11 protein-coding genes and 1 tRNA gene are annotated in these 13,535 nt (G+C 50.3%); 10 read left to right on the top strand and 2 right to left on the bottom strand.

Annotation, left to right across the window (positions count from 1 at the left end):
- Positions 1–60: 60 nt before the first annotated feature.
- Positions 61–1,209 (top strand): glycoside hydrolase family 5 protein, encoded by a 1,149-nt coding sequence (locus B156_RS0127170; RefSeq protein ID WP_018622963.1) that lies wholly within the window; start codon positions 61–63, stop codon positions 1,207–1,209.
- Between the two features lie 2 nt (positions 1,210–1,211).
- Here B156_RS0127170 and B156_RS0127175 read toward each other — a convergent pair whose 3' ends face one another.
- Positions 1,212–1,586 carry a hypothetical protein gene (locus B156_RS0127175; RefSeq protein WP_018622964.1) on the bottom strand — a complete coding sequence of 125 codons (375 nt, stop codon included), beginning with the start codon at positions 1,584–1,586 and terminating at the stop codon, positions 1,212–1,214.
- A gap of 367 nt (positions 1,587–1,953) precedes the next feature.
- Between B156_RS0127175 and B156_RS0127185 the strand changes: the two genes are divergently transcribed.
- The 4 genes from B156_RS0127185 to B156_RS0127200 all read left to right on the top strand — a co-directional run bounded on the left by B156_RS0127185 (position 1,954) and on the right by B156_RS0127200 (position 7,708).
- On the top strand, positions 1,954–3,723 hold the full coding sequence (locus B156_RS0127185) for a DUF885 domain-containing protein (protein ID WP_245563866.1): 1,770 nt from the start codon (positions 1,954–1,956) through the stop codon (positions 3,721–3,723).
- A 35-nt stretch (positions 3,724–3,758) separates the two neighbouring features.
- Positions 3,759–5,075, top strand: coding sequence for a gluconate:H+ symporter (locus B156_RS0127190; RefSeq protein ID WP_018622967.1), 1,317 nt, complete (start codon positions 3,759–3,761; stop codon positions 5,073–5,075).
- A gap of 21 nt (positions 5,076–5,096) precedes the next feature.
- Positions 5,097–6,839, top strand: a complete 1,743-nt coding sequence (ggt, locus tag B156_RS0127195) for a gamma-glutamyltransferase (protein ID WP_018622969.1) — start codon at positions 5,097–5,099, stop codon at positions 6,837–6,839.
- A gap of 236 nt (positions 6,840–7,075) precedes the next feature.
- Positions 7,076–7,708, top strand: coding sequence for a YciE/YciF ferroxidase family protein (locus B156_RS0127200; protein WP_018622971.1), 633 nt, complete (start codon positions 7,076–7,078; stop codon positions 7,706–7,708).
- A 106-nt stretch (positions 7,709–7,814) separates the two neighbouring features.
- Here B156_RS0127200 and B156_RS0127205 read toward each other — a convergent pair.
- Positions 7,815–7,888 (bottom strand) — tRNA-Ile (locus tag B156_RS0127205).
- Positions 7,889–8,035: 147 nt separating this feature from the next.
- Between B156_RS0127205 and B156_RS0127210 the strand changes: the two genes are divergently transcribed.
- The 5 genes from B156_RS0127210 to B156_RS0127230 all read left to right on the top strand — a co-directional run bounded on the left by B156_RS0127210 (position 8,036) and on the right by B156_RS0127230 (position 13,523).
- Positions 8,036–9,292, top strand: a complete 1,257-nt coding sequence (locus tag B156_RS0127210) for an HD domain-containing protein (RefSeq protein WP_018622973.1) — start codon at positions 8,036–8,038, stop codon at positions 9,290–9,292.
- Between the two features lie 115 nt (positions 9,293–9,407).
- Positions 9,408–10,436: a UDP-3-O-(3-hydroxymyristoyl)glucosamine N-acyltransferase gene (gene lpxD / locus B156_RS0127215; protein ID WP_018622974.1), complete on the top strand. Its 1,029-nt coding sequence runs from the start codon at positions 9,408–9,410 to the stop codon at positions 10,434–10,436.
- A gap of 114 nt (positions 10,437–10,550) precedes the next feature.
- Positions 10,551–11,945 (top strand): bifunctional UDP-3-O-[3-hydroxymyristoyl] N-acetylglucosamine deacetylase/3-hydroxyacyl-ACP dehydratase, encoded by a 1,395-nt coding sequence (locus tag B156_RS0127220; RefSeq protein WP_018622975.1) that lies wholly within the window; start codon positions 10,551–10,553, stop codon positions 11,943–11,945.
- 64 nt (positions 11,946–12,009) lie between these two features.
- Complete coding sequence (gene lpxA / locus B156_RS0127225) at positions 12,010–12,804, top strand: acyl-ACP--UDP-N-acetylglucosamine O-acyltransferase (RefSeq protein WP_018622976.1); 795 nt, start codon at positions 12,010–12,012, stop codon at positions 12,802–12,804.
- An 83-nt stretch (positions 12,805–12,887) separates the two neighbouring features.
- Entirely contained in the window at positions 12,888–13,523 is a 636-nt protein-coding gene (locus B156_RS0127230; protein WP_018622977.1) for an ABC transporter ATP-binding protein, read from the top strand.
- The last annotated feature ends 12 nt before the right edge of the window (positions 13,524–13,535 follow it).

Raw genomic sequence — 13,535 nt, forward strand, 5'->3', positions numbered from 1 at the left:
TTACTTATAGGTCCTTAACTCGTTTTGAGTAGATTGGCCGCTGCGAAAACTCTATCTGTCATGCAACGAAGGACGTTTATTCAGAACACGGGTCTGGTTACGGCTGCGCTGGGTGCAGCCGGGCCAGCGCTTTTAGCGGCTGCGGAACCGGCCGTATTGGCTAAAAATAAACTGCCGAAATGGAAGGGATTCAACATGCTGGATTTCTTCTCGCCCGACCCGGCCAATAGCCGCCCGGCTACGCAGGAAGAGTACTTCAAGTGGATGCAGGACTGGGGTTTCGATTTTGTCCGGCTCCCGATGGCCTACCCGGCTTACCTGAAGTTTGACCGTAGCCATAACATCACCCCCGAAGAAGTGTACCAGATTGACCCGCAGGCCGTTGACCGAATCGACGCACTGGTGGCGATGGCGCATAAGCATAACCTGCACGTTAGCCTTAACCTGCACCGGGCACCGGGGTACTGTATCAACGCTGGTTTTCATGAGCCATACAACCTCTGGACCGACCAGGCCGCGCTGGACGCCTTCTGTTTTCACTGGGCTATGTGGGCAAAACGCTACAAGAACGTATCACCCCAAAAAATCAGTTTCGACTTACTGAACGAGCCCAGCATGCGGGCCGACATGAACGACCAGCATTCGGCCCGGAGTACCGTGCCGGGAGAGGTGTACCGAAAAGTAGCGAAAGCGGCTTTCGAGGTAATTCGTAAGGAAAACCCAAACCACCTGGTTATAGCTGATGGTAACAATACCGGCAGCTCGGTCATTCCCGAAATAACCGACCTCGACATTGGGCAGAGTTGCCGGGGCTACACGCCGGGTATTATATCTCATTACAAGGCACCCTGGGCTAACAAAGACCCCGACCACCTGCCCGAACCCAAATGGCCGGGGCAGGTAGGGGATAAATACCTGAGCCGCGCCATGCTCGACGCCTTTTATCAACCCTGGATTGATCTGGTCAATAAAGGTGTTGGGGTGCATTGTGGCGAATGTGGTTGCTGGAACAAAACACCCCATCCGGTATTTCTGGCCTGGTTTGGTGATGTTCTCGATATTCTGTCGACCAATGGCATTGGCTTCGCCCTTTGGGAGTTTGTCGGCTCGTTTGGCATCCTGGATTCCGGCCGTACCGATGTAGCGTACGAAGACTGGTATGGCCATAAACTGGACCGTAAACTGCTGGATTTAATCCGAAAAGTATGAGGTTAAGCCAGTTCAGCTACGGGCTGGTCGGCATGATTGGTGTGGCGGTTTGTACGGCGGGCATACAAATCGCTATCCACAAGTCCTGCGGTATCGAGTTCAAGTGCCATTGCCCAATCGCCCAGCGTTGACGCCTGTATTTCAAAAGCCATCTCCTGACGGAGGTAGTCGGTAGATTGTTTATACCGGGCCGTTTCTTCCACTAATTCAATGGTAAGTTGCCGGGCGTAGGCTTCATCACCCGAAGCCTCCAGCAACCGGGCAAACTGAGTAGAAAATTCACTATAAGGATAAAGCTGCGTGCCTTTTTCAACGGAAAGCTGAACCTGCCGGTACGACTGCGACACGAAATAAAGGAGTTGATTGATATTATTCATAACTATAAATGTATTTGGCTTTTCTTAACGCAATTTATACTCAAATGTTACGAAAATTAACTGATTATAGTTTTAACTAATTATATAGTAGTAGATATGCAGCGCTGCATTGAATAAAACGAAAAAAATGATGTTTGGCTTTTCTATTATTCTGGAAGCAAAAATTGGCAATATCCTTTTGGTTTCTCCGTATTCACAACCTCAAAAGGCCAACTACATGTGAATCTGAATCGTCGACACAAAGGTGAAAAATCGATAAAAAATAATGTAGTCTTAACCGCCCCTCCAGCTAGTACTCTACCCCTAAACCAGTAATAATTTGATAGATTGCTTCTTATTCTTTATCAAATTCAAACTGACGACCACGATGCGTTATTCTTTCCTCTTTCTCCTGTTGGTTACAGCGATGAGTTCTCCTGGGCAAACAAAGCCAGGGTTCAACAGGATGCTGGATTCATACTACGAGAAGTTTTTGGCACTGAACCCCACCGTTGCCTCCAGTAAGGGTGATTATCGGTACAACGACCAACTCGAAAATCCGATCAGTCAGCCGTATCGGGATGCGATGAAACAATTGTACACCCAGTACCTGGATTCCCTGAAACGGTACCCGGAAAACCAGCTTTCAGCACGGGATAAACTCAGCTATCAAATAATGCAGTACGATCTGCAAAAGAATCTGGAAGGGTTCAAATTCCCGACCTACCTGACGCCCGTTAGCCAGATGAGCGACTTCCGGATTCAGTTTTCGCAGATGGGGGCTGGCAGCAGCGTACATCCGTTCAAAACGGTGAAGGATTACGACGATTTTCTGAAGCGTATGGATGGCTTCGTGGCCTGGACCGATACGGCCATTACCAATATGCAGAAGGGTATATCCCTCAATTACGTACAACCAGTAGTGGTTATGGAAAAGGTATTGCCCCAGATTAAAGTGATGCTGGTAGACGATGTGACGAAAAGTCTGTTTTATAACCCTGTTAAAAATTTGCCCGCCAGTTTTTCACCGGAGGAAAAACAACGCCTGACCACGGCCTATACGGCGGCTATTCAGCAAAAAATCATTCCGGCCTATACCAGGCTGTATGCCTTTATCCAGAACGATTACCTGCCTAACAGTCGCAAAACGGTGGCTATTTCAGCCGTACCCAATGGGAAAGAACAATACGCGTATCTGGTTAAAACCTGGACCACTACTAACCTCACTCCCGACGGGATACATGCCCTGGGATTGAGCGAAGTGAAGCGCATCCGGCAGGAGATGGAAACAATCAAACAAACGGTGGGTTTCACCGGCGACCTGAACGCGTTTTTCAAGTACGTCGCCACCGACCCTAAGTTTTTGCCTTTCCAGACCGAAGAGGAGGTAGTAGCCCGCTATCAGAAAATTTACGCTACTATGAAGCCTAATCTGCCGAAGCTATTTAACCGCGTACCGAAAACGGCCTTCGAGATTCGGCCGATTGAAAAATACCGGGCCGCTACATCAGCCGCGCACTACATGGGTGGTACGCCCGATGGCTCGCGACCCGGCGTTTTTTACTTCCCCGTGCTTGACGCGACTAAATACAGTTACTGGCGGATGGAAGACCTCTTTCTGCACGAAGCTATTCCCGGTCACCATTACCAGATTTCGCTGCAAACCGAAAATGAATCTGTCCCCGGCCTTCAGAAAATTGGCCGCTACGGTGCCTATGTAGAAGGATGGGGTTTGTACGCTGAGCGATTGGGGAAGGAGCTTGGTCTTTACAACGACCCGTTTGAGATGCTGGGCTTTTATCAGGGTGAAATGCACCGGGCCATCCGGCTGGTGGTCGATACGGGCATGCACCACAAAGGCTGGACCCGTGAGCAGGCCATTGCCTACAGCCTGGATAATGAACCAACAACCGAAGCAGCCGCCATTCAGGAAATAGAACGGTACATTGCCATGCCCGGTCAGGCGGTTTCCTATAAAATTGGCCAGTTGAAAATCTCGGAAATCCGTCAGAAAGCGGAAATGAAACTGGGTAAGCAATTCGATGTTCGGGCTTTTCATGATGAAGTGCTGAAAGATGGTGCCATGCCGTTACAAATCTTCGAAGCCAAACTGGATGCCTGGATAAACAGCCAGTTGGCAACCGGCAAGAAAAGCTAATCCGCTGCTGACTTTATAAACAGGCTCCCTGCCTCATGCCTTTAACCAGTACACTTCTCGGAATTCTGGCCCTGATTCTGTTGATTTCGGTGGTGCGCCTGCATGCGTTCCTGGCGTTTATGGCCGTTTCGCTTGGTGTTGGTCTGGCCCTGGGATTGCAGCCATTGGTTATTGTCGATGCTATTCAGAAAGGCATTGGCAGTACGCTGGGATCCATAACGGCCATTATCGCTTTGGGGGCTATGCTGGGGAAACTGGTTGCCCAGAGTGGAGCCGCCCAGCGGATTGCTGTCAACATGATGGAAATGGTGGGTACCCCCCGCGCCCGCTGGGCATTCATGATAACGGGGTTCATTGTGGGGCTGCCGCTGTTCTACTCGGTCGGGTTTATGCTGCTGTCTCCACTGGTTATCACGGTGGCGCACCGGTACAAATTACCCGCGTTATATATCGCGTTGCCTATGCTGGCCTCGCTATCGGTTACGCAGGGGTATCTGCCCCCGCACCCCGCACCGCTGGCTATTTTGAAACAGTTCAATGCCGACATGGGACTGACGCTTTTTTACGGCATCATCGTGTCTGTACCGGCAATTCTGGTTTCGGGAGCTTTGTTCGGGTCTACGCTGAAACGCTATACCACCCTGCCCAACCCGGCGTTTATCTCCCCCGATTTGAAAGCCGATGAAATGCCTTCCACCAGTGTCAGTTTCCTGACGGTTTTATTGCCCATTCTGCTCATTGGACTCAGCACGCTAATTAGCCTCTTTTTGCCTACTGGCTCCGCTGGCCAGCAGGTGGTCCTGTTCCTGGGTGAACCCATCGTCAGTATGTTCATTGCGGTGCTGGTGGCTATTTACACCCTGGGCCTGCGTCAGCGGAAAACAATGCCCGAGGTTACGACCCTCCTGGCCGATTCCGTTAAAGATGTAGCGATGCTATTCCTGATTTTTGGTGGGGCCGGAGCCTTAAAACAGGTGCTGACCGATGGGGGCGTTAACCAGTCCATTGCCGATATGATGCAGGACTCGACAGTACACCCGTATATACTGGCCTGGGGCATGGCCGCACTCATCCGCGTTTGTGTGGGGTCATCGACGGTATCGGGCATTACCACCGCCGGGTTCGTGGCACCTCTGCTGGCTTCGTCTGGGGTGGAGCCAAACCTGATGGTGTTGAGTATCGGGGCCGGGAGCATGATGTTTTCCCATGTCAATGATACAGGTTTCTGGCTGTTTCGCGAGTATTTTCAACTCTCGATGGTTGACACCCTGAAGACCTGGTCCATCATGGAAACGCTGGTATCGGTGTCGGGGCTGTTGGGCGTGATGGCGGTAAACTGGGTAATTACATAAGGAAAAGCAACTGAATACAGTATGAGTTATCGTCACATTCGCTATTATTTTGGTCTGCTTTGGCTGGTCGCTTCCCATCTGTATGGTCAGTCGACAGGTAAAGGTGACCGGCTTACGGGCCCTAATTTCGCCACGCGCAGCCCGGTACTGGGGCTACACGGCATGGTGGCAACCAGTCATCCGCTGGCTACGCAAATTGGGCTTGACATACTCAAACAGGGTGGTACGGCGGTGGACGCAGCTATTGCGGCCAATGCCGCCCTTGGCGTTGTAGAACCGAATAACGGCGGCATTGGCGGTGACCTGTTTGCCCTTGTCTGGTCAGCGAAAGACAGGAAACTATACGGCCTGAACGCTAGTGGCCGCTCGCCCAAGGGGCTGACCTACGAACGTTTAAAAAAACCGTTGGGGGGGCAAGCGTTACTTCCGCTTTACGGTCCATTGTCAGTTTCGGTACCCGGTGCGGTGGATGGCTGGTTTCAGTTGCACCGGCGTTTTGGTAAACTACCGATGCGTAGCTTGCTGGATCCCAGCATCCGCTACGCCCGCGAGGGCGTTCCGGTTCCGCAGGTGATCGCCTATTCCTGGCAGGTAGCCGCGAGCAGGCTGGCGGCAAGCGAAAGCATCGTGGAGGAGTTCGATAACTTCCGGAAAACGTTTCTGATTAACGGCAAAGCCCCCGTTGAAGGACAGGTTTTCCGTAATCCCGATCTGGCCAAGACCTACTCGGTCATAGCCAATGGCGGACGGGATACGTTTTACAAAGGTGTACTAGCCGGTGCCCTTGACCAGTACGCCCGACGGGCCGGTTTGTATCTTCGAAAGGCGGATCTGGCAGCGCACACGAGTACATGGGTCGAGCCCGTTTCGGTCAACTACCGGGGTTACGACGTGTTCGAATTACCGCCCAATGGACAGGGCCTGGCCGTTTTGCAAATGCTGAATATTGTAGAAGGATTCGACCTGAAAAGTTTGGGTCATAATAGTGCCGATTATCTGCATCTGTTGGTCGAAGCTAAAAAGCTGGCGTTCGAAGACCGCGCCCGCTATTATGCCGATCCTGCTTTTACTAAAATTCCGCTGGCCGAACTGTTATCGAAAGAATACGCAGCCAAACGCCGGAAATTAATCGATCCCAAAAAAGCGCAGGAGCGTATCGATGCCAGTGAGCCAGCCCTCCGTACCGGCGATACTGTTTATTTGACCGTTGCTGATGACCAGGGAAATATTGTTTCGCTTATTCAGAGCAATATGCTGGAGTTTGGCAGCGGTATGGTACCTGACGGACTGGGGTTTGTGCTGCACAACCGGGGGACCAGTTTTAGTATGCAGCCCGATCATGCCAACGTATATGCCCCCGGTAAGCGCCCGTTTACAACCATCATCCCCGGTTTTGTGACGAAGGATGGGGTTCCTTTCCTGAGTTTCGGTGTTATGGGTGGTGCCATGCAGCCGCAAGGACATTTGCAGGTACTCTGCAACATGATCGACTTCGGAATGAACGTGCAGGAGGCCGGTGATGCCGCCCGATTTAGTCATTCGGGTAGTAGCGAACCGACAGGGACAGTGATGACTGACGGGGGGAAAGTAGCATTGGAGAGTGGAATTGGGAACGAGGTACGAACGGAGCTGGAAAAGCGGGGGCACCACCTGTCTCTAACTGACTTCTTTGGTGGTTATCAGGCCATTCAATGGGATCCCATAAATCGGGTGTACCGGGGGGCTTCTGAGATGCGTAAAGATGGGCAAGCGGCTGGTTATTAGGCGAAAAAGATAGATTGTAAATTACTTCGCCAGGCAAAGGAGATTAGTGCAGGAAATTAAAATCTTACCTACTGACCACAGCAGTAGTTTTCATAGCGATAATACTCCACAGAACTTGTGGAGAAATATAAACATATTACTCTGTCAAAATACCTAAGTAATTAACAGTCAGTAGTTGGCATAGATTTAGCAGGTATGACTATAAATAAATCGTTTATAGTAGATCATTCAACGTTATGGCAACCTTACTAGAGCAAATAGAAAACTTCTTCGGGGGTAATGATACAAACACAGATGAGGGATTGCGCGATTTGTTTATTAGTGAACTGAAAAGCGTTTATTATACTGAAAAGCAGATTACAAAGGCGTTAGGCGAACAGGCAGAAGCCAGCACGACCGACGAAGTAAGGCAGGCGTTCCTGCAACATCAGGAAGAAAGCCGGTTGCAACAGGAACGGATCGACGCTATTTTTAAAATCATTGGTATAAAAGCGGAAGAACGTACGGCCGATGCTATTGATGGACTCATTGAGGATGCCAAACGGATGATTGCGGATACTGAAACGGGATCACTGACGCGGGATGCGGGGCTGATTATCTCGGCTCAGAAGGTTGAGCATTACGAAATTGCTATTTATGGATCGCTGCTGACGCTGGCTCATGTACTGGATTTCACACAGTCGGCAGAGTTGCTGGCACTGTCGCTGGAAGAAGAAAAACAAACTGACCGAAAATTGACCGTGCTGGCCGAATCGTTCATCAACAATCGCTCGAAGGCAGAAGAAGAGGCACACCCGGGTAGCCATCATGAGGGCCGGCATTCCACTCACACCCCCGACGCTACGGTTGGTGGTCCACTGGGTGTGTAGGGCATCTGGGTTGAGAAGAACAGGACTGAACGAAGAAAGATCTGTTTGCTCCTGACGAAGAGACAAACAAAAAACCTCCATATCATCATGATATGGAGGTTTTTTGTGGGCCAGGCAGGGCTCGAACCTGCGACTTACTGATTATGAGTCAGGCACTCTAACCAACTGAGTTACAAGCCCATTGCTGACTGATTGCTCAGATTCAGCGATGCAAATTTACGTATTTTTTTGACAGAAGCGCGAAATTCACAGAATTCCGTACGGAAAAAACCGCTGTTACCACCAATAGGTCGCAACCACGACCCGCCTGTAGGTTATCTTTGCCTGATGGCAACGCCGAACAAGAAAAAAATTCTGAACGACCCCGTCTACGGATTTATCACGATCCCTACGGAACTGCTTTACGATCTGGTCGAGCATCCGTATTTTCAGCGGCTCCGGCGGATTAAACAACTAGGGCTCTCAGAGTACGTGTATCCGGGGGCGTTACATACCCGCTTTCACCACGCACTGGGGGCCATGCACCTGATGGGGCAGGCCATGAATACCCTACAAAGTAAGGGTCATCACATCAGCGATGCTGAATGTGAAGCTGCCCAAATCGCTATTTTGTTGCATGACATTGGCCATGGTCCATTCTCCCACGTGCTGGAATACAGTTTGATGGATAATGTGCCACACGAACAGGTTTCGCTCCTGCTCATGCGCGACCTCAACCAGCAGTTTGATGGGGCATTGGCACTGGCTATCCGAATGTTTGAAGGAACCTACGAACGGCCTTTTTTTCATCAGCTCATTTCGAGTCAATTGGATATGGACCGGATGGATTACCTCAACCGCGACGGGTACTATACGGGGGTGGCGGAGGGAGCAATCGGGGCTGAACGTATCATTAAAATGCTGGACCTGGCCGATGACCATCTGGTAGTGGAAGAAAAAGGGGTACTGAGTGTAGAAAATTTCCTGAATGCCCGTCGGCTCATGTACTGGCAGGTGTATCTGCATAAAACATCGCTGTGCTGCGAATCAATGCTGGTGCAGATTCTGCGTCGGGCGCGCTTTCTGATTCGGCAGTCGGGAGGGCCCCCCATTATCGTTTCGGATGTATTTGGGTTGTTTCTGCGTGAGAGTATAACGCTGGCCGATTTTCAGACGAATCCCATGTACCTGGCGGCTTTCATTAAATTGGACGACTTCGATGTCTGGACGTGTATCAAGCAGGGGGCAACCCATTCCGACCCGGTTCTGTCCATGCTTTGTCAGATGCTGCTCGACCGTAACTTATTTAAAATTATGCTCTCGACGGAGCCGTTTGCGGGCGATTTGCTAACCCAAATTGAAGGGCAGCTCCGGCAAAATGGCCTGCCCGACGACTGGCTCACTTATTTTCTGGTAGAGGGACAGGCAACCAATGCCGCCTATCTCCCTTCTGGCGACCGGATTGCCATCAAGCTAAAAACGGGCAAAGTAATTGACATAGCCGATGCTTCCGACTTATCGAACATTCAGGTACTAACCAATATTGTTCGCCGATATTACGTTTGCTGGGCAAGAAATCTGGCTATCGACAGGAGGTATAACTAAGTATACTCCTCATGGCACTTCCCTTGCCAATTGTAGAAAAGTGCAATTTGTTAGTTACCTTAGCAGCCATATTCCCTGCTGATAACAGGTATTTTGTGACGGCAATTATACGCATATGAAGTTTACAGTCAAGCAGATTGCCACACTGCTAGGGGGCGAAATTGCCGGAAATGAGATGCTGGCAATCACTGGATTAGCTAAAATCGAAGAAGGGAAATCAGGCGATATTTCGTTTCTGTCGAACCTCAAGTATGAACCACACCTATATACTACACAGGTGTCGGCTGTAATTGTTGACCGCTCCTTCGAGCCTAAAAAGCCGGTGTCGCCCACACTGATTTTTGTAGAAAACTCCTACTCCGCTTTTACCCAATTGCTGGAAGAGTACCACAAGCAACTGATTTTTTCCAGAGTTGGCGTAGAGCAGCCGTGTTACATGGGCGATGGCTGCCAGACGGGCGACCAGATTTACCGGGGTGCCTTCTCTTATGTCGGCCGCAACTGCCAGATTGGGGAAAACGTAAAAATATTTCCTCACGCTTACATCGGAAATAACGTTCGCATTGGCGATAATACCATTATTCATCCGGGAGCGCGGGTACTGGATAATTGTATAATTGGCCGGTACTGCGTCATTCATCCCAACGCCGTTATTGGTAGTGAAGGGTTTGGCTTTGCTCCCCAACCCGATGGAACCTACAAAACCATTCCTCAGCTAGGCAACGTTATTCTGGAAGACAACGTAAATGTTGGTTCTGGTACTACCATTGACTGTGCTACCCTAGGCTCGACTGTTATTCGGAAGGGTGCAAAACTGGATAACCTGATTCAGATTGGACACAACGTCGAAATTGGCCAAAATACGGTTATTGCTGCGCAGACGGGTATATCGGGGTCAACGAAACTTGGTGATAACTGCGTTATTGCCGGTCAGGTTGGCTTTGCCGGTCATCTCTCGATTGCCAACGGCACCAAAGTAGGTGCCCAGTCGGGCGTAGGAAAGAATATTTACGAAGAAGGTACCGCTATTAACAGTTCGCCCGCTTTCGGTTTAAAAGAAAGTATGCGCTCACTGGCCGTTTTTCGTCGGCTTCCCGAACTGGATCAGCGATTGACAAAACTGGAAAAGAAAAATGAAAAATAGGGTGCGGTTTACGGTTCACGGTTTATGAGTTACGGTTGGCTGACGCGTCCTGAATGTGGGCGTTAACCAACCGTAACTCATAAACCGTGAACCGTAAACTTTGTGCTGTAAACCATGAATACTAAACAACAGACGATTCTAAAATCCGTATCGGTATCGGGAGTGGGACTACACACGGGTGTTCAGGCTACAATGACGTTCCTGCCTGCTCCTACGAACCACGGCTATAAGTTTCAGCGTATCGACCTGCCGGGCCAGCCCATTGTGGATGCCGATGTGGACAACGTAGTGGATTTATCGCGCGGTACAACCATTGAGCAAAGTGGTGCCCGGATTCATACGGTTGAGCATACACTGGCTGCCCTGGTAGGACTGCAACTCGATAATGTATTGATTCAGTTGGATGGGCCGGAACCACCCATCATGGATGGCTCTTCAATCCAGTTCATCGACGCGCTGCGTGCTGCTGGCATCGAAGAACAGAATGCAACCCGCAACTACTTTGAGGTGAGCGAATACGTTCACTATAAAAATGCGGAAAAGGACATCGAACTGGCTGCGCTGCCCCTGAATGACTACCGCTTGACGGTGATGGTTGATTACAACTCACGGGTTATCAGCAGTCAGCACGCGTACCTGAATGATATTAGTCAGTTTCCGGAGCAGATTGCCAACTGCCGGACCTTCGTTTTTCTGCACGAACTGGAGATGCTGTACAAGCAGGACCTCATAAAAGGGGGGGACCTGACGAACGCCATCGTTATTGTAGACCGGGATGTAAAAGAGGGCGAACTGGATTACCTGGCCGACCTGCTCAAAAAACCCAAGGTCAGCGTAAACGAGCAGGATGGAATATTAAACAACATTAAACTACACTACCCGAATGAAATGGCCCGCCATAAGCTGCTCGACGTGGTGGGAGATTTGGCCCTGATTGGCCGACCCATCAAGGCGCAGATTCTGGCGGCCCGGCCCGGCCACGCGGCTAACGTAGCCTTTGCCAAGAAAATAAAAAAGCTCATTCAGAAAAACGCGGCTAATCAGGTGCCGCAGTATGACCCGACCCAGCCGCCTGTACTGGATATCAATCGTATTTCGCAGTTGTTGCCCCACCGCTACCCGTTCCAGATGATTGACAAAATCATTGCGCTGGACGAGAACAGCGTTGTGGGTATCAAAAATGTGACAATGAATGAGCCTTTCTTTTCGGGCCATTTTCCGGGTAATCCAGTGATGCCGGGCGTAATGCAATTGGAATCCATGGCGCAAACGGGCGGTATTCTGGTACTCAGTACCGTGCCGGACCCGGAAAATTACTGGCCATTTCTGGTGGGAATCGAAAACTGTCGCTTCAGACGCAACGTTTTACCAGGGGACATAATCATTTTTAGGTGTGAATTTACATCGCCCATGAAACGCGGTATCGTGAAAATGCAGGGTCGTGGCTATGTGGCCAACCAGTTAGTATGCGAAGCCGATATGATTGCCAGCCTTGTCAAGAAAAAATAGTTTACGGTTTACGGGGAACCGCATCTGAAAACGGTAACCCGTAAACTGAAAACCGAAAAAAATAATGATTCAACCATTAGCCTACATTTCACCCGAAGCAAAAATTGCACAAAACGTGGTGATTGAGCCGTTCGCCATTATTCATAAAGACGTTGAAATTGCCGAAGGGACCTGGATTGGTTCGCACGCGGTTATCAACGAAGGCGCACGCATTGGCCGAAACTGCAAGATTTATCCGGGTGCCGTTATTTCATCGACTCCCCAGGATTTGAAATTTAACAATGAATATACCCGGACCTATATTGGTGATAATACAACCATTCGTGAGTACGCAACCATCAGCCGGGGTACGGAAGAGCACTGGAAAACCGAAATTGGGGCCGACTGTCTGGTTATGGCCTACGCGCACGTAGCGCACGATTGCCGCATCGGGAATCATTGCATTATCATCAATAATGTGCAGATGGCGGGCCACGTTCATATGGGCGACTGGTCCATCATCGGTGGCTCAAGTTCAGTGCATCAGTGGGTGAAAATAGGTGCCCATGCCATGATTTCGGGCGGTTCGCTGGTGCGTAAGGATGTTCCCCCGTTCACTAAAGCAGCCCGCGAACCATTGGCGTACACGGGTATCAACTCCATCGGCCTGCGTCGGCGGGGGTTTGAGAATGACAAAATCAACCAGATTCAGGAAATCTACCGCTACATATACATGCGGGGTCTGAACAATGCCGATGCGCTGACGAACATCGAACTGGAATTGCCGCCCTCCGATGAACGCGACGAAATTGTGAATTTTATCCGCAGTTCTGAACGGGGTATCATGCGGGGGCCATCATCTAACGGGGACAGAGAATAGGCACCGCCACGTCTCCCCTTCGTACGTTACTCACGCTGTAATACCGTTTCTGGTATTACCACAGCCTACAGGGATAACTCGTCATGATAACCATTGAAGCCGGACAGGTAGGGAAAAAGTATCGGAAAGAATGGATTTTTCGGCGGGTAAACCTAACCCTATCCAGTGGAAATAGCTACACCTTCGTTGGTCCCAATGGGAGCGGAAAATCAACATTACTGCAACTGCTTGCCGGGAGTTTACCAAGTACCGAAGGGGAGTTGACCTATAGGCTCAACAATACTGTACTGGAACCTGACGACTGGTTCCGGCAAGTTAGTATAGCTGCCCCTTACCTGGAGTTGGTAGAGGAGTTGACCCTAAAGGAATTACTGACATTTCACCAGACATTTAAGCCATACAAGCCGGGCCTGACCCCCGACGTTATTGCCGAACGCCTGCTGTTGACCCATGCCCGCCATAAAGAAATCAAGTATTTCTCATCCGGCATGAAGCAGCGGGTGAAGCTTGGGCTGGCCTTCTTTTCCCGTTCGCCCATCGTTATTCTGGACGAGCCTACCGCTAACCTCGACCGACAGGGAACAGTCTGGTATCAGGAACAGGTGCGGGAGTTGCTTAACCCGGCGAACCAGGAAGTCCCTCTTTTATTAATTGGCTCCAACCAGCCCGATGAGTACGACTTCTGCCCGAATGTGCTGGATGTTATGCAGTGGAAATGAGGTGATTATTGG

Source organism: Spirosoma luteum DSM 19990 (genome assembly GCF_000374065.1).
GTDB classification, from domain to species: Bacteria; Bacteroidota; Bacteroidia; order Cytophagales; family Spirosomataceae; genus Spirosoma; species Spirosoma luteum.